The sequence below is a fragment of the Nocardioides sp. Root190 genome, assembly GCF_001428565.1.
In the GTDB taxonomy this organism is placed as follows: Bacteria; Actinomycetota; Actinomycetes; order Propionibacteriales; family Nocardioidaceae; genus Nocardioides.
The window spans coordinates 421,422-440,057 of record NZ_LMIA01000008.1 but is presented as its reverse complement, the minus strand read 5'-3'; the positions used below and the strand labels follow the sequence as shown (position 1 = coordinate 440,057).

The following is an 18,636-nucleotide window of genomic DNA, read 5'->3' as shown; positions in this document are numbered from 1 at the left end:
CGATTCCGGCGCGATCCGCCGGGGACGGAGGGGAACGTGAGCATCACCGACCACCGCACACGGGTCACACCGCGTCGCACTGCCGACGAGGTCGCCCGGGCCCAGGCCCGCACCGCCCACAACTACCACCCCCTCCCGGTCGTGCTGAGCGACGCCGAGGGCGTCTGGCTCACCGACGTGGACGGGCGCCGCTTCCTCGACTTCCTGGCGGGCTACTCCGCGCTCAACTTCGGCCACGCGCACCCGCGACTGCTCGCGGCCGCGCACGCGCAGCTCGACCGGCTCACCCTGACCAGCCGCGCCTTCGTCCACGACCGCTTCGCCGACTTCTGCGCCGCCCTGGGCGACCTGTGCGGCAAGGAGATGGTGCTGCCGATGAACACCGGCGCCGAGGCCGTCGAGACGGCGATCAAGATCGCCCGCAAGTGGGGCTACGACGTCAAGGGAGTCCCCGCCGACACCGCGCGGATCATCGTCGCGGGCGGCAACTTCCACGGCCGCACGACCACCGTCGTCGGCTTCTCCGACGACCCCGACGCCCGCAACGGCTTCGGTCCGTTCACCCCCGGCTTCGACCTCGTCCCGTACGGCGACCTGGCGGCGCTCGAGGCCGCGGTCGCCGCCAACAGCGGCACCACGGTCGCCGTCCTGATCGAGCCGATCCAGGGCGAGGGCGGTGTCGTCATCCCCCCGGCCGACTACCTCCCCGGTGTGCGCGAGCTGTGCAGCCGGGAGCGGGTGCTCTTCGTCGCGGACGAGATCCAGTCCGGCCTCGGCCGCACGGGACGGACGTTCGCGTGCGACCACGCGGGCGTCGTACCCGACCTCTACGTGCTGGGCAAGGCGCTCGGCGGCGGCGTGGTGCCGGTCTCGGCCGTCGTGGGCGACAGCGACGTGCTCGGGGTGCTGCACCCGGGCCAGCACGGCTCCACGTTCGGCGGCAACCCGCTGGCGTGCGCCGTCGCGCTCGAGGTCGTCACGATGTTGCGCTCCGGCGAGCACCAGGCCCGCGCCGCCGCGCTCGGTGACGTGCTCGCCGAGCGACTGCAGGCCATGGTCGGCCACGGTGTCGTGTCCTTCCGTTCCCGCGGCCTGTGGGCCGGCGTCGACATCGATCCCGCCCTCGGCACCGGCCGCGAGGTCTGCGAACGCCTGCTGGCACGCGGCGTGCTCGCCAAGGACACCCACGGCTCGACCATCCGGCTCGCCCCGCCGCTGGTCATCTCCGCCGACGACCTCAACTGGGGACTGGACCAGCTCGAAGGGAGCCTCTCGTGACCACACCCACCGCCACACCCGCGAAGCGCATCATCAACCAGGTCGGCGTGATCGGACTCGGCAAGGTGGGCGAGCTCGTCGCCGGCCTGCTCACCGACGCCGGCTTCAAGGTCAGTGGCTACGACAGCGCGGCCCGCCCCGGTCTCCGCTTCGAGACCGCCGAGCTCGACGTCGCCGACCGCGACTCGCTCCGCGAGGCACTGCGCGGCGTCGACGCCGTCGTCTCCTGCCTGCCGTACGACCGCAACATCGAGGTCGCCGAGGCGGCCGCGGCCGTGGGCTGCCACTACTTCGACCTCACCGAGGACGTCCCGACCACCCAGCGCGTGATCGAGCTCGCGTCCGCGACGCCCGGCGTGGCGTTCGTGCCCCAGTGCGGCCTGGCTCCCGGGCTGATCGGCATCGTCGGCGCCTCGCTGGCCAAGGGGTTCGAGGAGATCCGCTCCATCGAGCTCAAGGTCGGCGCACTGCCACAGAACCCCACCGGCCTGCTCGGCTACGCGTTCAACTGGTCGGCCGAGGGCGTCGTCAACGAGTACCTCAACGACTGCGAGGTGCTCCGCTCCGGTCGCCGCCAGATGGTGCCCGCCATGGAGGAGAAGGAGCGCGTCGTCATCGGCGGCATCGAGCTCGAGGCCGCGCTCACCTCCGGCGGCCTGGGCACGATGTGCCAGACCTACGAGGGCCGCGTCCAGCGTCTCGACTACAAGACCCTGCGCTACCCCGGCCACTTCGACCAGATGCACTTCCTGTTCGACGAGCTCGGCCTGCGCGAGTGCCGCGAGGAGGTCGGCCGGATCCTGGTCAAGGCCAAGCCCCCGGTCAACGACGACATCGTCTACCTCCACGCGGCCGTCGAGGGCGTGAAGGACGGCCAGCCGTTCCGCGAGAACCACGTCCGCGGCTACCTGCCCATCACCCTGCCCGACGGCGAGGGCCACGACCGCAGCTGGCGCGCCATCTCGTGGACGACCGCGTCCTCGGCCGTGGCGGTCGTCGAGCTCGTCGCGTCCGGCAAGCTGCCGGCCGAGGGGTTCGTACGCCAGGAGGACATCGCTCTGGAGGACCTGCACGCCACGCACGCAGGTCGCCGTTTCGCCGACTACGGAAAGATCGCCTGATGACCGACCTCCCCACCCGCACCCGACAGATCCTCGCCGAGCTCGGCGCCCGCGACCCGTTCAGCGCCGACGGCGACCTGCTCGCCTCCTCCCCCGTCGACGGGTCCGAGCTGGGCCGCATCACCGCTCACTCGCCCGAGCACGTGACGGCGGCCATCGGCAGCGCCCACGCCGCGTTCGAGGAGTGGCGCTCCGTGCCCGCGCCCGTCCGCGGCCAGCTCGTCCGCGAGCTCGGCGAGCTGCTGCGCGAGCACAAGGAGCTGCTCGGTGAGCTCGTCTCGATCGAGGCCGGCAAGATTCGCTCCGAGGGCCTCGGCGAGGTCCAGGAGATGATCGACATCTGCGAGTTCGCCGTCGGCCTGTCCCGCCAGCTGCACGGCCTGACCATCGCCTCGGAGCGACCCGGCCACCGGATGATGGAGCAGTGGCACCCGCTCGGTGTCATCGGTGTCATCTCCGCCTTCAACTTCCCCGTGGCCGTCTGGTCCTGGAACACCGCCCTCGCGCTCGTCGCGGGCGACGCCGTGATCTGGAAGCCCTCGGAGAAGACCTTGCTGACCGCGCTCGCGTGCCAGGCCCTGGCCGACGAGGCTGCTCGCCGAGTGGGGGCGCCGCACGCGTTGACCCAGGTGGTCCTGGGCGGGAGCGCGGTCGGCGAGGTGCTCGTCGACGACCCGCGGGTGCCGCTGGTCTCCGCAACCGGCTCCACCCGGATGGGCAAGCTGGTCGCACCGCGGGTCGCCGCCCGGCTCGGCCGCTGCCTGCTCGAGCTCGGCGGCAACAACGCCGCCGTGATCGCGCCCTCGGCCGACCTCGACCTCGCCGTGCGCGGCATCGTCTTCTCCGCCGTCGGCACGGCCGGCCAGCGCTGCACCTCGCTGCGCCGGGTGATCGTGCACTCCTCGGTCCACGACGAGCTCGTCGAGCGCCTCTCCAAGGCCTACGGCACCCTCTCGATCGGCTCGCCGCTCGAGCAGTCGACCCTGGTCGGTCCGCTGGTCGACGCCGGCGCGACCGACGGGTTCCTCGCCGCGGTCGCGCAGGCCCAGGCCGACGGCGGCCGCCTGGTCACCGGCGGCGTCCGCGCCGACGCGATGTCCGGCGCCGTGGACGGCGGGCAGTACGTCGTACCCGCGATCATCGACATGCCCGCGCAGACCGACATCGTGAAGCAGGAGACCTTCGCCCCGTTGCTCTACGTGCTGAGCTACGACGAGCTCGACGAGGCGATCGCGCTGCACAACGACGTGGCGCAGGGGCTGTCGTCGGCCATCTTCACCCTCGACGTGCGCGAGGCCGAGACCTTCACGTCCGCCGTGGGCTCCGACTGCGGCATCGCCAACGTCAACATCGGCACCTCGGGCGCCGAGATCGGCGGTGCCTTCGGCGGCGAGAAGGAGACCGGCGGCGGACGCGAGTCCGGCTCCGACGCGTGGAAGGCCTACATGCGGCGCTCGACGAACACGATCAACTACTCCACCGAGCTCCCGCTCGCCCAGGGCGTCGAGTTCGGATGAGCGGAGCGGCGGTCGGTACGACGGAGCTCCGGGCGCGGTTCGCCCGGTCCCTCTCGGCCCTGTACGGCTCCGAGGTCCCGGCCTACACCACCCTGGTCGAGGTCTCCGAGGCCGTGAACGCCGACGTGCTCGCGGCGATGGGTCCCGAGGCCGAGCGCCTCGGGTCCGTCGCGCGGGTCACGGCCGAGCGCCACGGGGCGATCCGGGTCGGCACCCCCGAGGAGATCGCCCAGGTGGGCCGGATCTTCGGGGCGTGCGGGATGTTCCCCGTCGGCTTCTACGACCTGCGCGAGGCGACGCCGCCGATCCCGGTGGTGTCGACCGCGTTCCGCCCGATCGAGGGGGCCGAGCTCGCCGCCAACCCGTTCCGGGTCTTCACCTCGATGCTGGTGGTCGACGACCGCCGGTTCTTCGACGCCCGGACGCAGTCCCAGCTCGAGGAGTTCCTCGGCTCCCGCCGACTGTTCCCCGACGAGCTGCTCGACCTCGCCGATCTCGCGGAGAAGGCGGGCGGGCTGTCGTCGTACGACGCCGAGAGGTTCCTCGAGCTCGCCACCGCCTCCTTCGCCCTCTCCCCCGAGCCGGTCGACCGCGCCTGGTACGACCACCTCGAGTCGATCTCCTCGGTCGCCGCCGACATCGGCGGGGTGGCTTCCACCCACATCAACCACCTGACCCCGCGGGTGCTCGACATCGACGACCTCTACCGCCGCATGACCGCCCTCGGCATCGAGATGATCGACCGGATCCAGGGACCGCCGCGGACCTCCAGGCCTGCCGTCCTGCTGCGCCAGACGTCCTTCCGCGCCCTCGCCGAGCCACGCACCTTCCGCGAACCCGACGGGACGATCGTGCGCGGCGAGCTCAGCGTGCGCTTCGGGGAGGTCGAGGCGCGAGGCGTCGCCCTCACCCCCGCCGGCCGCTCCCTGTACGACGCCCGGGGCATCGACGCCTTCCCCGACACCGAGCAGGGCCTGCACGACGCCGGGCTCGCCCACTACCGCCGCGACGACGCCGGCCTGCTCCAGCCGATCGTCTACGAGGACTTCCTGCCGACGTCAGCCGCCGGCATCTTCGCCTCCAACCTCACCTCGGACGGCTCGGTGGACGCGGCCCAGCGCGCAGCCGCCCGCGACGCCACCTGGCTGCAGGCCGCCCTCGGTCGCACCCTCCACGACCCGTACGCCCTCTACGCCGCCCAGGTGTGACACGAAGTGCGCTGTTCTCTCCGCCGAAGTGCGTGGTTTTCTCCCTCGAGGTGAGCGCCCTGCTCCACAACAGACGCACCTCGAAGGAGAAAACGGCGCACTTCGCAGGAGAAGACCACGCACTTCGCGCAACCTCAGAGCGCTTCGATGTTCCTGGCGAGCGAGGCCTTGGTGTGACGGATGGCGATCTCCACGACGGGCTGGACCGCCTTCTCGATGGCCTTGCCGGCGGGGCCGCCCGGGAGGGTGTACTCGATCCAGGCGTCGACCCGGGTGCGCTCCTCGCCGAGATCGGTGAAGGTCCAGCGCTGGGTGTTCTTGATGCCCTTGACCGAGGTCATCTCGATCAGCCGGTCCTGCTCCCAGCCGGTGCAGTGGATGCGCGACTTGAGCGCGACGCCGACCTTCATCACGCCGTCGTACTCCGCTCCGACACCGCGCAGCTGGTCGGTGACGGGGTCGATCTTCGACAGGCCGTACATCCAGTCCTTGGTCGTCGAGAAGTCGTCGACATAGGCGAAGACCTTGCTGATCGGCGCGTCGATCTCGACGTACTGCTCCACCACGTTGCTCATGGACGGCATTCTGTCATCAAGCGTTGACAGATGGCCACACCACTCATCGCGGCGGCGGCGGGATCGCGTCGGTCGCCTCGAGCTGGCCCATGCCCGTCACCATCAGCAGGTCGGCCACGATCGCACGCAGCTGCGCGAGGATCGCCTCGGCCGTGAGCACCTCGGTGCGCTCGACCTGCCCGGTGGCCACGCCGACGGCGAGCACGGCATCACGGGCCTCGACGGCCAGGCGGTTGGCGGAGAGCTCGTCGGCGACGGCGTCGGCGGCGTCGGCCAGGTCCGCCGCCAGCATCGTGTACGACGACGGGACCGGTCGACGACGGTAGGCAGCGATCGACGTCTGACGCACCAGCACACGCGTGCTGCGAAGCGCCCGGTCGAGCGGGTCGACGAGCTCGACCATCCGGCGCAGTGGCTCGCGGTGCCGCCCCCGGAAGGGCGAGGAGCTCACCACCGACATGCCCTCCGAGGCCGCCGCCTGGAGCTCCCGGATCATCCGGTCCGTGGCGCGGGCGTCGGCCAGCAGCTCGAGGGCCGGGGTGACCTCCCCATCCACCATCACGTCCGAGGCGGCGCGCAGCAGCTCGGCGATCTTGCGGGCGACGGCGGCGGCCTGCTCGCGCGGGCGGCGCAGCGGTGCGGCCGGCACGACCATCGCCGCCACCAGGGCGACGCCTCCGCCGATCAGGGCGTCGGTCCAGCGCAGGAAGGCGCCGTTGGCGCCCGGCACCAGCGCAGCGACGACGATCGACTGCACGGCGGCCTGGGTGACGAAGAGGATCCCGGCATCGAGCAGGATCGCGGTCGACATCGCCAGGAGCACGATCAGGGCGAGCTGCCAGGCCCCCGAACCCATGCTCGCGACCAGGACGTCGGCGACGAAGACACCGATCGCGACACCGACCGTGACCTCGGCGACCCGGCGCAGCCGCTGGCCGTAGGAGGTGCCGAGCGAGACGACCGCGGCGATCGGCGCGAAGAACGGGGTGTCGTGGTCGAACAGGTCGGCGGCGACCCACCAGGCCACGCCGGCGGCCACCGCACACTGCAGCACGACCCAGCCCTTGGCGCGCAGCCGGTCGAGCCGGCCCCGCAACGACAACCGACTCCTGGTCCACATGCGGTCCAGGAGCCGGTCGAAGGTTGCGTCCACAGGAGCAATCACACCACCTTGGCGGGCAGCACCTTCTTCGACACGAGCGCGATGATGTCCTCATAGCGCGATCCGGTGAACTTCTGGAAGTTGTGCAGCGCGTGCGCGTCGAGGCCGACGAGGACCCGCGCCTGGTTCTTCTGGATGCCCTTGACGATGATCTCGGCGGCGCGCTCGGGCGTCATCTTGGCGAGCTTCTCGTCGAACAGCTTCGCGGTCGCGGCCTGGTCCTCCTTGTCGGAGACCCGGGCGCTGCGCGCGATCGCGGTCTTGATCCCACCGGGGTGCACCGAGGTGACGCCCACCCGGTGACCGGCGATGAGCATCTCCTCCCGCACGGCCTCGGTGAAGCCGCGCACCGCGAACTTCGTCGCGTTGTAGGCACTCTGGCCGGGCATCGCGAGCAGGCCGAACAGCGAGGAGAGGTTGACGACGTGGCCGTCACCGGAGGCGATCAGGTGCGGCAGGAACTCCTTGGTGCCGTAGACGACACCCCAGAAGTTGATGCCGACGATCCACTCCATGTCCTCGTAGGTCAGGTCGACCGCGTCACCGGCCAGGGCGACGCCGGCGTTGTTGATCACGACGTTGACCTGGCCGAAGTGCTCGGCGACCTCGACGGCGTACGCCGAGAAGGCAGCCTTGTCCGCGACGTCGAGCCGCGCCGTGTGCACATCGGGTGATCCCGCCTTGACTGCCAGCTCGACGGTCTCGCCGAGGCCGGTCTCGCTGACGTCGGACAGGGCCAGCCGGGCGCCCTTGCCGGCGAGGTTCACCGCGAGCGCGCGGCCGATGCCGGAGCCCGCTCCGGTGATGACGACGACCTTGTTGTTGAGGTTCTTCACGACGTGACCTTCTTCTTCGACTGGGGAGGCTGCAGGGCGGGGGCTGAGTGCTGGGGCGTGACTGCCTCGACGTCGTACTTGTCGAGGTCGAACGAGCTGAGGTGCTGGCGGAGCGTGAACGTCTGCCCCGGCCAGAGGGTCGTGTTGTTGCCGAACTTGTCGAGGTACCAGCTCGCGCAGCCGCCGGTCTGCCACACGGTCGGCTTCATCTTGCGGCGGATGTCCGCGGTCCAGGCGTCCTGCGCGGCACGGGTCGGCTCGACGACGGCCAGGCCCTCTCGGCGCATGGCGCGGGCCGCCTCGACGACGTAGCGCACCTGGGACTCGATGATGAAGATCATGCTCGAGTGGCCGAGCGCGGTGTTCGGACCGACGATCTGGAAGAGGTTCGGGAAGCCGTGGATCGTCGTTCCCTTGTACGCCGCCATGCCGCCCTCGTCCCAGACGTCGGCCAGCGTGCGGCCCTCACGACCGGTGATGTGCTGGGCGATCGGGGGCTCGGTGACGTAGAAGCCGGTCGCGACGACCAGGACGTCGATCGGCCGCTCGACACCGTCGGCGGTGACGATGGCGTTCTCGGTGATCCGCACGATCGGGTCGGTGACGAGGTCGACGTTGTCCGCATCGAGTGCGGGGTACCACTTGTTGGAGATCAGGATCCGCTTGCAGCCGGCGCGGTAGCTCGGCGTGACCTTCTTGCGCAGCTCGGGATCCGTGATGCCCTTGGCGATGTTGCGCCGGCCCTGCAGGTCGACGGCCCGCATCGCCTGGGGGAACCGGGCGAACGCCGGGACCCGCGCCTCGAGGGCGCCGTAGACCACGGACCGGAGTGCGCGCTGGGCGCCCGGGACCTTCTTGAAGACGGCCTTCTCGAAGGAGGTGAAGGAGCGCTCGTTGCGCGGGATGATCCAGTTGGGCGTGCGCTGGTAGACGTCCATGTGGCCGACGACCTTCTGCAGCTCGGGCACGAGCTGGACGGCGGAGGCGCCCGTGCCGATCACCGCGACGCGCTTGCCGGTCAGGTCGACATCGTGGTTCCAGCGGGCCGAGTGGAAGATCTCCCCCCGGAAGTCGTCGATGCCCTCGACCTCGGGCAGGCGCGGCTCGGAGAGTCCGCCGGAGCCGGAGATGACGGTGCGCGCGGCGTACTCCCGGACCCCGTCGGGCCCTTCGGTCCGCACGTTCCAGCGCTGGGCCTGCTCGTCCCACTGCGCGTCGAGGACGGCGGTGTTGAACACAAAGCGGTCCAAGGTGCCGGAGCGCTCGGCGACCTTGCGGGTGTACTCCCAGATCTCCTGCTGCGGCGAGTAGACGCGCGACCAGTCCGGGTTGAGCGCGAACGAGAAGGAGTAGAGCTGGCTGGGTACGTCGCACTCGGCACCCGGGTAGGTGTTGATGTGCCAGGTGCCACCGACGTCGCTGTCCTTCTCGATGACCACGAAGTCCCGCTCGGCCGCCTCGTCGAGCTTGATGGCGGCCGCGAGACCGGCGAAGCCGGCACCCACGATGAGGTGGTCGACGTTGGTGCGACTCGGAGTAGCGGTCATGGGAAGGACGCTATTGGCGCTATTGAACATATGTCAATAGACTGTCGTGCGTGACGGCCGCCACCCCCTCCCCCCACGCCGCCCGGTCGCGGAGTCGACTCTCACCGTACGAACGGCGTCACCAGCTCCTGGAGCTCGGCGTACGGCTGCTCACCGACCGTTCCATCGAGGAGTTGTCGATCGATGCACTGGCCGAGGAGGCCGGCATCTCCCGCGGCCTGCTCTACCACTACTTCGGCGGCAAGCAGGGCTACCTCGAGGCCGTCGTGCAGCACGCCGCCGACGAGCTCTACCGCCGCACCGCTCCCCCGGCCGACGGCGCACCGCTCGACCGCCTGCTCACCTCCATCACCGGGTACGTCGACTACGTCATCGAGAACCAGGACGCCTACCGTGCCCTGCTCAAGTCCGCCGCGGGCAGCAACGACGTGCTCCGCGCGATCTACGAGACCACCTTCTCGGCACTGGCGGACCGCTTCTTCTCCGTCGACACCGGCACCTTCGACCTGCCGGACACCCCCGCCGTCCGGCTCGTCATCCATGCCTGGCAGGCGATGGTCGAGGACCTCGTGCTCACGTGGTGCGAGGAGCCCGCGGGCCTGGGCCGCGACGACCTGCTGACCGTCATCACGTCCGCGCTGCCCGCCATGATCGAGACCCTCCCCTGAGCCAGGGCTCGGGAGAGGGTCTCGGTCGGACCGTGGTCCGGTCAGTTCGGGTCAGGGAAGCGCCGGCGCGTCGTCGCCGCACTCGTCCTTGACGGCATCGGCGAACTTGTCGCCGTCGCCCTTGGCGTCCTTGTTCTCCTCCGCCCAGTCGGTGAGCGCCTTGGTCGCCTCCGCGACCTTGTCGGTGTCGCCCGACTCCGCGGCGGCGTTCGCGTCCTTGACCAGCTCGCAGTACTCCTTGGCGAGCTCGCCCTCGTCGCTGCCCCCGCAGGCGGAGAGCGAGAACGCAGCCACCAGCACGATGCTGCCGAGGCCGAGGGTGGTCTTCTTCATGGGATTCTCCAGTGCTGAGTGATGGATGGTGGTCTTCCTCGCCGGGCGAACGGTGCGTCCGGACGCAGGAGGCACCCTGTTCCTCCCACCCAGGCGCCCGCTGAAACTCCTGCTCGGGGTCCGTATCAGATCCGAGCCCGGATCGGCCGGCCCGGGCTCAGGAGTCGCGGCCGCCCCGGCGCCGACGCACCGAGCGGGTCACGCCGACCAGTCGCGGACCTGCGAGCCGGGCCTCGACCCGGCGCGCCTCGCGCATGACCGGCTGCGCGACGTACTCGCCCAGGATCACGCCCGAGGCCAGCGCGATGGCGACGGACGCCGCGGTGACCATCGCGAGCAGGCCCTGGGCGACCTGTTGGCCGCCCTCCTCGCCGAGCAGGAAGAGCCCGCGGTAGATCGAGAGTCCCGGCAGGAGGGGAACCACCGCGGACACGACGACCACGAGCGGCGGCACCCGGAAGCGACGCCCGACGGTGTAGCCGAAGAGCCCGATCCCGAAGGCCGCGATGCCGACCGCCCACGGGCGCCCGAACCCCGCCTGCGCGATCGACTCGGTCGCCGCGATCGCGGCGCCACCGAGCAGGCCGATCGGCACGAGCGTGCGCATCGGGGCGTACGACGCGAACGCGAAGGCCGCCGCAGCGACCGCCCCACCCACCGCGGCCGTGCTGACCCCGACCAGGTCGAAGCGCGGCAGCACCAGGCTCGGGATCTCCAGTCCTATGGCCGAGCACAGCGAGAAGCCGCCACTGACCCCGGCGATGATGCCGGCCGTCGCCAGGACCGCCTCGAGCACGCGGGCGCCGCCCGTGACGAAGAAGCCCGACAGGGCGTCCTGGATCGCGCCCATGAAACCGATGCCCGCCAGCAGCATGACGATGTTCGCCGTCACGACCAGCGACGCGTTGAGGTGCACCCACGGCTCGGCGAGCCGGGTGCCGAGCGCCGCCAGCAGGGTGGCAACGATCCCTCCGGCGACCTGTTGGTAGAAGTTGGGGAGCCGACGCCGGGTCATCAGCAACTGCAGGCGGTCGATGCAGACCGCGGCCAGCAACGCGACGAGCACCACGATCGGGCCGCCGCCGAGCATCAGCGCGACGCCGGCGCACATCGCGCCCGCTCCGGCCGTCGCCGCCCACCGCGGACGGGCGTGGCCTGAGGACACGATCTGCCCCAGCTCGGCGCGGGCACCCTCGAGGTCCACCTCGCCCGCGACGACCGCGCGGACCAGGTGGTCGACCCGGGTCAGGTCCTCGTAGTCGATCTCGCGCTGGGTCACCTGCCGGATCTGCACGATCGGCGGCTCGTCCGGCGCCTGCTGCACGCTCATCGCCAACGAGGTGAAGGTGACGTCCACCTGGGAGTGGCGCACGCCGAGCGCCCGCGCCAGCGCGCGCATCGTCGCGAGCACGTCGGGGGCACCAGCACCCGATGACAGCAGCACCTCGCCGACCCGTAGGGACAGGTCGAGCGTGCGGTGGAGGTTCCGCAGGTCGTCCATCCGCTCATGCTGGCAGGTCCGCGGTGACATGGCCCATCGGCCCTCCGACACTAGGCTGGGCCCGTGCGCATCGACTTCCACGGCTCGAAGGAACCGACCCTGGGCGTGGAGTGGGAGTTCGCACTGGTGGACCGTCGATCCCGGGACCTCCGCAACGACGCCGCCCACCTGTTCGCCCGGGCGAAGCCACGCATGCCCGATCCGGGCAAGCTCCACAAGGAGCTGCTGCGCAACACCGTCGAGGTCGTGACGGGCGTGTGCCCCACGGTGGGCGATGCGATGGCCGACCTGCGCGACACCCTGCGCTACGTGACCGCAGCCGCCGACGACCTCGACCTGGACCTGTACGGCGCCGGCACGCACCCCTTCGCCGACTGGACCGGCCAGCAGCTGTCCGAGGGCAACCGCTACGAGGAGCTCATCAACCGCACCCAGTGGTGGGGGCGCCAGATGTTGATCTGGGGCGTCCACGTCCACGTGGGGCTCCCCGAGCAGAGCCGGGTCCTGCCGGTCCTGTCAGCGCTGCTGACCTACTACCCCCACCTCCAGGCCCTCTCGGCGTCCTCCCCCATCTGGATGGGCGTCGACACCGGCTACGCGTCCAACCGGGCGCTGATGTTCCAGCAGCTCCCGACCGCCGGCCTGCCGTTCCAGTTCCAGCGGTGGGAGGAGTTCGAGGCCTTCGCGCACGACCAGATCACCACCGGCGTGATCGACGACCTGAGCGAGATCCGCTGGGACCTGCGCCCCGCCGTGCGGCACGGCACGCTGGAGAACCGGATCTGCGACGGCGTCTCGACGCTGAGCGACATGTCCGCGCTGGTCGCCCTCATGCACTGCCTGGTGATCTGGCTCGACGGCCGCGCCGCCGCCGGCGAGACGCTGCCGACGATGCCCCCGTGGCACGTCCAGGAGAACAAGTGGCGCGCCGCGAGGTACGGCGTCGACGCGATCGTGATCCTCGACGCCGCCTCGAACGAGCGGCTGGTCACCGACGACCTCGCCGACCTCGTGGAGCAGCTGCAGCCGACCGCCGTCCGCCTCGGCTGCGAGGCGGAGCTGGCCTCGGTCCTGGAGATCCCCACCCGCGGCCCGTCGTACGTCCGGCAGCGCGCGGTCGCCGAGCGCACCGGTGGCGACCTGGTGGCCGTGGTGGACTCGGTCGTGACCGAGCTGCGCACCGAGCTGGAGTCCTGAGGCCCACCCGGGCCCCAGGACTCGCGTCAGCTCAGTACCTGCGGACCCCGATGAACTCGATGCGGCAGCCGTCGTCCTTGCACTCCGGCGTCTCGGCCCACACGAGGGCGGGCTCGAACACCGCGCCGGTCGACTTCATGACCTGCACGCCGGTGAACTTGGCCTCCTTGTAGGCCTTCACGACGAACACGAGGTCGGCCTTCCCGTCGCCCTCCACGTCGCTCAGCGTGGCGCCCTGCAGGCTGCGCTGGCCGATCTTGGTGACGCCGGTGAAGCCCTTGACCTCCTCGAGCCGGCCGCCCGAGACGTCGAACACGGAGACCGTCAGCTCCTCCTTGGAGGAGTTGGTCTTCACGCCGACAAGGTTGGCGGTGCCGTCCCCGGTGACGTCGCCGACGAGCAGGGCCTCGAAGTAGTCGCTCGCCTTGCTGACCGCACCGGCCTCGAAGTTCTTGCCCGTCGACTTCAGCAACGCGTAGCCGCGGTCCCCGGAGTAGTAGCCGGAGTAGTCCTCGTCGTCGAGGCGCTCTGCCGGCAGCTGCGCCCACAGGTCGGTGTCGCCGTCCTTGTCGAAGTCCCCGGCCCAGAGCCGGACGACGTCGATGACGGCGTTGGTGATCGACAGCCACAGCACCGGCGCCGCGAAGGTGCCCTTGCCGTCATTGAGCAGGACCGAGACGTCGACCACGCGGTCGTTGGGGCCCACGACCGCGAGGTCCTGGTCACCGTCGCCGTCGAAGTCCCCGTTGACGACCTGGATGTCCGGGCCGCCGTACTCCCTCAGCGTGGAGAGCGACATCGTGAAGTTCTGCTCGCCGGGGAAGTCACCGTCCGGCGAGGACAGGGTGATCTGCTTGCCCGACGCGACGAACTTCCAGACGAGCTTCTCGTTGACGCCGTCGTTGTCCCAGTCGAAGAACATCTCCTTCGGCTCGGAGTACGGGTCGACCGCGACCTCGCTCAGCTCGAAGCCGTTGCCGTTGCTGGTCGCCTCGACCTTCTTGACCTCGTCGTAGTCGAAGTTGACGTAGTAGCGGACGTCGCCGAGGTCGTCGCCGTTCACGTCACCCTGGACCGCCGCGGTCGTGGCGCCGTCGGGATCCTTCGGGTCGTCGGCCGTGCCACCGTCGCCGTCCCACGGCTGCAGGACGGCCAGCGTCACCGCCGTGCCGACGCCGAGCAGCAGGACCAGCGCGAGCGTGATCCACAGGCCCAGCCGGCTCCGACGCGGCGGTCCTGCGGGCGGGTGGCCGTGGAAGCCCTGCGGCTGGTGGTGCTGCTGGGCGCTGCCCCACGAGGGGACGTGGCCATAGCCAGGCTGCTGGCCAGGCTGCTGGCCCGGCTGCTGGGCGGGCTGATGGGCGGGGGGCTGCGCGATCGGGTACTGCGCACCGGGCGGAGCGGTCGGCGGTGGGCCGGCTGGCGGTCCGGCCTGCGGCGACGCCTGCGGAGTGGCCGGCGGGGTGGCCGGCGGGGTGGCCGGCGGCGCCACCGTGGGTGGGGGCGAGGCCGGCGGGGTCGCCGGTCGCACCTGGGTCGGCTCGGCCATGCGTCGTCGTTCGTCGGTCCAGCCGGAGCCGTCCCAGCGGCGCTCCCAGCCGTCGCCGTCGGGATACCACCCTGCAGGGGTAGAGAAGTCGTTCACACCCGAGTCCTTTCCAAGCCTGAGCCGTTGAAACTAGTCGACCGTTCGTGGTTGTGACCCGCGTCACGACCCGTCAAGATCACAGCACCTGCAACGAAAGGCGGACCCACGTGGTTTCCGTTCCCGGCTTCCGCCCCATCGACCCGACCTCCGCGGCCTTCCTGCTGGCGGAGAACCGGAGCATGCCGATGCACGTCGGTGGCCTCCAGCTGTTCGAGCCGCCGGCTGGTGCGGGACCCGAGTACGTCCGTGAGATGTTCGAGTCGATGCGTGACACCGAACGTATCGCGCCCCTCTTCCTCAAGCACCCGCACCGCTCGGTGAAGACCGGCGGAACACTGGTGTGGCGCGAGGACGAGCAGTTCGACATCGAGCACCACGTGCGCCACAGCGCACTGCCCCAGCCCGGCCGGGTCCGCGAGCTCCTCGACCTGGTCGGCCGTCTCCACTCCACCCGTCTGGCGTGGGAGCGACCGCTGTGGGAGACCCACGTCATCGAGGGGCTCGCCGACGGCCGCGTGGCGATGTACACGAAGCTCCACCACTCGCTGGTCGACGGGATCTCCGCCATGCGGCTGCTGGCCAGCATCCTGTCCACCGACCCCGATCGCCGCCACATGCCGGCGCCCTTCGCCGAGGGCGCGTCACGTCGCCGCAAGGTCGAGGAGGAGTCCGAGTCGCTGCCGGCCGCCGCGATGGATGCCGCGACCACGGCAGCCAAGACGATCGCCGACCTCCCCTCGGACGCGCTGCGCAACGCGCTCAGCATCAGCGCCGACGCAGCCGGGATGCCGGCCGCTCTCGTCAAGACCCTGCGCAAGGGACTGCGCAACGAGACCTCCGCCGTCTCGCTGGCCGCCCCGCGCACGATCTTCAACTCGCCGATCACCGGCGCCCGGCGCTTCGCTGCCCAGGACTGGCCGGTCGAACGGATGCGGGCCATCGGCAAGTCCACCGGAACCACGATCAACGACGTCGTGCTCGCGATGTGCAGCGGCGCCATGCGGACCTACCTCACCGAGCTGGACGCCCTGCCGGACCGCTCGATGGTCTCGATGGTGCCGGTCGGCCTCAACGCCAAGCAGTCAGGCACCGCGTCGTCGGCCGGCGGCAACGCCATCGGCTCGGTCATGGTGCGCCTGGCCACCGACCTGGCCGACCCGGCGGACCGGCTCCGCACGATCAGCAGGTCGATGAAGGACGGCAAGGAGGCGTTGTCCTCGATGACGCCCAACCAGATCGTGGCGATGAGCGCGATCGGGATGGCGCCCTCGATCGTGGTGCCGATGCTCCGGCTGCAGGGCATGGTGCGCCCGCCGTTCAACCTGATCATCAGCAACGTGCCGGGCCCCCGGGTGCCGCACTACTGGAACGGTGCGCACCTGGTCGGCAACTACCCGGTGTCGATCCCCATGAACGGCATGGCGCTCAACATCACGTGCACGTCGTACGCCGGCAACATGGGCTTCGGACTGACCGGCTGCCGTCGTACGGTGCCGCGCCTCCAGCGGCTGCTGACCTTCCTCGACGACGAGCTGGGCGCGCTCGAGAAGGCCGCCGGCGTCAGCTGAGCCCGTTGCCGATCTCCCGGGCCACGGCCTCGAGCCGGGCCCGGGTGATCGCGGAGACCGTCGCGTAGCCCGCCCGTTCGGCGTTCGAGCCGACACGGGTCGGTTCGGCGGAGTTCACCGACAGGCAGGTCCGCGTGCCGCCGTCGGCAGCGTTGGCGAGGGCCACGGCGTGCCCGGTGGTGCCACTGCCCGCGAAGTAGTCGAGCACCCGGCAGTCGTCCGGCATCGTGTCGAGGATGCGCCGGACCAGGCCGGTCGGCTTCGGCGACTCGAAGAGGTGGCCGACGATCTGCTTGAGCTCGGCGACCGCCGTGTCCGTCGAGCCGATCTCCTCGGCGAGCCAGATGGTGCGCAGCTTCTTGCGTCGTCCGCCGACGGGGTGCCGCCAGTCGCGTTGGTACACGTCGACCCGCTCACCGCCCGGACCGCGCACCGTGCGGCACTCGAGGTCGTCCGGACGTTCGTCGATGCGCGGACGGGACCAGCGCCAGACGGCCGGGCTCCCGTCGCCGAAGACCGGCTTGATCTCGACCGCGCCGTCGAAGGGAGCGGTCGCGACACGGCCGGTCTCCGGGTCGCCCCACACCGCGAAGTGCAGGGTCGGGGCGGTGAGCGGGTTGAACTTCTTGTTGGTGTTGCGCAGCGGCAGCCGTCGGTGGCGCCGACCGTCCGCAGACACCAAGGGGAAGTCGGACTCGATGACGGTGGTCGAGGACGAGGCGTCCAGCACGCAGTGCTGCAGGTCCTTCGCATAGACGAGCAGGTACTCGTGGGAGGTCGCGAAGCCCCGCCCGAGCTGACGCCCCTTGGCATTGAGGTTCACCACGATCTGCGCCAGGAAGTTCACCTCGCCGTAGACCTCGTCGAGCAGCAGGCGCAGGTGGGCGACCTCGTGGTCGTCGATGCTGACGAAGATCGCGCCGCCCGGGTCGAGCACCCGCCGGCCCTCGACGATCCGCGGCCGCATGAAGTCGAGCCAGGCGGCGTGCCGCCCGACCACGCCCGCGCCCCGGCTGCCGCGGAAGTCGTCGCTGTAGGCGAAGTCGTTGCCGGTGTTGTACGGCGGGTCGATGTAGACGAGGTCGAAGGACTCCTCGGGCAGCCCGGTGAGCACGTCGAGGTTGTCGCCCTCGACGAACCTGTTCCATTCCCCGGCCATGGCGCCATCGTGGCAGGCTCACCCCGTGGCCCGCCGTACCTTCACCCGAGCCGAGCTCGAGTCCTTCCGCGACGCCGAGGTCCCCGACCTGTTGCCGGATGCCCCCGGCCAGCAGTTGCGGCTGCTCTTCGTCGGCATCAACCCCGGCCTCTGGACCGCGGCGACGAGCACGCACTTCGCGCACCCCGGCAACCGCTTCTACCCGGCGCTGCTGAAGGCGGGCGTGATCACCGAGCCGGTCCATCCCGCCAACGGGATGTCGGACGCCGACCGCACGATGATGCGAGAGCGCGGCATCGGGATCACCAATGTCGTGCGCCGCGCGACCGCCAAGGCCTCGGAGCTGTCCGACGAGGAGCTGCGTGAGGGCGGAGCCGCTCTGACGGCGCTCGTCGCCGCGGCCCGACCGGCCGTGGTGGCGATCGCCGGCATCACGGCCTACCGGACGGCCTTCGGGCAGCGCAAGGCCGTTCCCGGACGCCAACCCGAGGACCTCGGGGGCGCCGAGCTGTGGGTGGTGCCGAACCCCAGCGGCCTCAACGCGCACGAGACGGTCGACTCGCTGGCAGCGGCGTACCGCCGGGTCGGCCGGGCCGCCGGCATCGTGTGAACGGCGCGATCAGGGAGCGGTGGTTCGCTCGACCCGCTCGTCCGCGAAGATCCGCGTGACCATGACCGGCGTCGAGCCGTCCTCCTCGACGTTGATCCGGACCTCCCACGAGTAGGGGTCCTCGCTGTCGTCGAGGGCGTCCTCCACGGCCTGGACCATGGCCGCGGGGTCGACGACGGCGAGGTCGAAGGGCTGCGGCTTGTAGTCGGTGTAGAAGTTGTCGGTGATCCGGACGGTGATGTCCTCGGAGTAGCCGTTGGTCTCGACGTAGCGGGTCTGGTCCCTGACCGGGTCGAAGTACTCGACCGTCATGCCGTACTGGTCGAGGTGGACCGCGACCGCAGGCACCTCGCCCTGCTCCTTGCCCGCCGCGGCCAGGCTGTCGCTGATGAAGTCGACATCGAGGAGGTCGAGCCGGACATCACGGGCAGGGTCGTCGTCCCCGGCGGCGCGGATCGCCAGCACGATGACGAGCCCCACCACCCCGACGATCCCGGTCACGACGACGGGACGCAACCACGGCTTGGGGGTGCCCTTCGAGCCGGACTTCGAGCCGGACCTGGAGTCGGACCTGGAGTCGGACCGGGAGCTCGGTCGCGGCGTGGACCGGGGGCTGCGGTCGGGGACGACCGGCGTGCCCGTCTCGGTACGACGCTCGGCCGGCGGTCGGTAGCGGCTCCAGCGCTTCTTGCTCCCCATGGGGGCAGC

Annotated in this window: 17 protein-coding genes; 8 read left to right on the top strand and 9 right to left on the bottom strand. The window is 70.7% G+C overall.

Going from position 1 to position 18,636, the window contains the following annotated elements; all coding sequences use genetic code 11:
* Positions 1–42: 42 nt before the first annotated feature.
* Genes rocD through ASE01_RS08515 form a run of 4 tightly spaced genes read left to right on the top strand, consistent with a single transcriptional unit; the run spans position 43 to position 5,124 of the window.
* Positions 43–1,278, top strand: a complete 1,236-nt coding sequence (gene rocD, locus ASE01_RS08530; RefSeq protein WP_056750163.1) for an ornithine--oxo-acid transaminase — start codon at positions 43–45, stop codon at positions 1,276–1,278.
* Complete coding sequence (locus tag ASE01_RS08525; RefSeq protein WP_235535920.1) at positions 1,275–2,399, top strand: saccharopine dehydrogenase C-terminal domain-containing protein; 1,125 nt, start codon at positions 1,275–1,277, stop codon at positions 2,397–2,399. Before rocD ends, ASE01_RS08525 begins: the two co-directional genes overlap by 4 nt.
* A complete protein-coding gene (locus ASE01_RS08520) occupies positions 2,399–3,916 on the top strand; it encodes an aldehyde dehydrogenase family protein (RefSeq protein WP_056749737.1) in 1,518 nt (505 codons plus the stop codon). Before ASE01_RS08525 ends, ASE01_RS08520 begins: the two co-directional genes overlap by 1 nt.
* On the top strand, positions 3,913–5,124 hold the full coding sequence (locus ASE01_RS08515; RefSeq protein WP_056749736.1) for a VOC family protein: 1,212 nt from the start codon (positions 3,913–3,915) through the stop codon (positions 5,122–5,124). Before ASE01_RS08520 ends, ASE01_RS08515 begins: the two co-directional genes overlap by 4 nt.
* 134 nt (positions 5,125–5,258) lie before the next feature.
* Here the strand turns inward: ASE01_RS08515 and ASE01_RS08510 are convergent, their stop codons facing one another.
* Genes ASE01_RS08510 through ASE01_RS08495 form a run of 4 tightly spaced genes read right to left on the bottom strand, consistent with a single transcriptional unit; the run spans position 5,259 to position 9,244 of the window.
* Entirely contained in the window at positions 5,259–5,699 is a 441-nt protein-coding gene (locus ASE01_RS08510; RefSeq protein WP_056750158.1) for an SRPBCC family protein, read from the bottom strand.
* Between the two features lie 43 nt (positions 5,700–5,742).
* A complete protein-coding gene (locus ASE01_RS08505) occupies positions 5,743–6,852 on the bottom strand; it encodes an FUSC family protein (RefSeq protein ID WP_235535919.1) in 1,110 nt (369 codons plus the stop codon).
* 8 nt (positions 6,853–6,860) lie between these two features.
* Complete coding sequence (locus ASE01_RS08500) at positions 6,861–7,697, bottom strand: SDR family NAD(P)-dependent oxidoreductase (RefSeq protein WP_056749735.1); 837 nt, start codon at positions 7,695–7,697, stop codon at positions 6,861–6,863.
* Positions 7,694–9,244 carry a flavin-containing monooxygenase gene (locus ASE01_RS08495; protein ID WP_056749734.1) on the bottom strand — a complete coding sequence of 517 codons (1,551 nt, stop codon included), beginning with the start codon at positions 9,242–9,244 and terminating at the stop codon, positions 7,694–7,696. Before ASE01_RS08495 ends, ASE01_RS08500 begins: the two co-directional genes overlap by 4 nt.
* A 50-nt stretch (positions 9,245–9,294) precedes the next feature.
* On the opposite strand from ASE01_RS08495, the gene ASE01_RS08490 reads away from it, so the two are divergent.
* Positions 9,295–9,912 carry a TetR/AcrR family transcriptional regulator gene (locus tag ASE01_RS08490; protein WP_056749733.1) on the top strand — a complete coding sequence of 206 codons (618 nt, stop codon included), beginning with the start codon at positions 9,295–9,297 and terminating at the stop codon, positions 9,910–9,912.
* A 51-nt stretch (positions 9,913–9,963) separates the two neighbouring features.
* On the opposite strand, the gene ASE01_RS08485 is transcribed toward ASE01_RS08490, so the two are convergent.
* Complete coding sequence (locus ASE01_RS08485) at positions 9,964–10,245, bottom strand: hypothetical protein (protein ID WP_056749732.1); 282 nt, start codon at positions 10,243–10,245, stop codon at positions 9,964–9,966.
* 157 nt (positions 10,246–10,402) lie between these two features.
* Positions 10,403–11,746: a threonine/serine ThrE exporter family protein gene (locus tag ASE01_RS08480; protein ID WP_056749731.1), complete on the bottom strand. Its 1,344-nt coding sequence runs from the start codon at positions 11,744–11,746 to the stop codon at positions 10,403–10,405.
* A 63-nt stretch (positions 11,747–11,809) separates the two neighbouring features.
* Here ASE01_RS08480 and ASE01_RS08475 point away from each other — a divergent pair, with 63 nt between their 5' ends.
* The gene (locus ASE01_RS08475) at positions 11,810–12,943 is read left to right on the top strand and encodes a glutamate--cysteine ligase (RefSeq protein WP_056749730.1); all 1,134 of its coding nucleotides are present in this window, start codon (positions 11,810–11,812) and stop codon (positions 12,941–12,943) included.
* Positions 12,944–12,974: 31 nt separating this feature from the next.
* On the opposite strand, the gene ASE01_RS08470 is transcribed toward ASE01_RS08475, so the two are convergent.
* Complete coding sequence (locus ASE01_RS08470) at positions 12,975–14,588, bottom strand: DUF2510 domain-containing protein (protein WP_056749729.1); 1,614 nt, start codon at positions 14,586–14,588, stop codon at positions 12,975–12,977.
* Positions 14,589–14,698: 110 nt separating this feature from the next.
* Here ASE01_RS08470 and ASE01_RS08465 point away from each other — a divergent pair, with 110 nt between their 5' ends.
* Positions 14,699–16,159 (top strand): WS/DGAT/MGAT family O-acyltransferase, encoded by a 1,461-nt coding sequence (locus ASE01_RS08465; protein ID WP_235535918.1) that lies wholly within the window; start codon positions 14,699–14,701, stop codon positions 16,157–16,159.
* Here the strand turns inward: ASE01_RS08465 and ASE01_RS08460 are convergent.
* A complete protein-coding gene (locus ASE01_RS08460; protein ID WP_056749728.1) occupies positions 16,152–17,318 on the bottom strand; it encodes a site-specific DNA-methyltransferase in 1,167 nt (388 codons plus the stop codon). The two genes, ASE01_RS08465 and ASE01_RS08460, sit on opposite strands and share 8 nt — an antisense overlap.
* A 25-nt stretch (positions 17,319–17,343) precedes the next feature.
* Here ASE01_RS08460 and ASE01_RS08455 point away from each other — a divergent pair, with 25 nt between their 5' ends.
* On the top strand, positions 17,344–17,928 hold the full coding sequence (locus ASE01_RS08455) for a mismatch-specific DNA-glycosylase (protein ID WP_235535917.1): 585 nt from the start codon (positions 17,344–17,346) through the stop codon (positions 17,926–17,928).
* Positions 17,929–17,937: 9 nt separating this feature from the next.
* Here the strand turns inward: ASE01_RS08455 and ASE01_RS08450 are convergent, their stop codons facing one another.
* On the bottom strand, positions 17,938–18,627 hold the full coding sequence (locus tag ASE01_RS08450) for a hypothetical protein (RefSeq protein ID WP_157537197.1): 690 nt from the start codon (positions 18,625–18,627) through the stop codon (positions 17,938–17,940).
* Positions 18,628–18,636 lie beyond the last annotated feature (9 nt).

What these genes read in the sequence shown, in the direction of transcription:
- ASE01_RS08520 (WP_056749737.1), top strand. Translation starts at nt 2,399, where the DNA reads ATGACCGACCTCCCCACCCGCACCCGACAGATCCTCGCCGAGCTCGGC.
- ASE01_RS08495 (WP_056749734.1), bottom strand. Translation starts at nt 9,244, where the DNA reads ATGACCGCTACTCCGAGTCGCACCAACGTCGACCACCTCATCGTGGGT.
- ASE01_RS08515 (WP_056749736.1), top strand. Translation starts at nt 3,913, where the DNA reads ATGAGCGGAGCGGCGGTCGGTACGACGGAGCTCCGGGCGCGGTTCGCC.
- ASE01_RS08450 (WP_157537197.1), bottom strand. Translation starts at nt 18,627, where the DNA reads ATGGGGAGCAAGAAGCGCTGGAGCCGCTACCGACCGCCGGCCGAGCGT.
- ASE01_RS08510 (WP_056750158.1), bottom strand. Translation starts at nt 5,699, where the DNA reads ATGAGCAACGTGGTGGAGCAGTACGTCGAGATCGACGCGCCGATCAGC.
- ASE01_RS08485 (WP_056749732.1), bottom strand. Translation starts at nt 10,245, where the DNA reads ATGAAGAAGACCACCCTCGGCCTCGGCAGCATCGTGCTGGTGGCTGCG.
- ASE01_RS08460 (WP_056749728.1), bottom strand. Translation starts at nt 17,318, where the DNA reads ATGGCCGGGGAATGGAACAGGTTCGTCGAGGGCGACAACCTCGACGTG.
- ASE01_RS08480 (WP_056749731.1), bottom strand. Translation starts at nt 11,746, where the DNA reads ATGGACGACCTGCGGAACCTCCACCGCACGCTCGACCTGTCCCTACGG.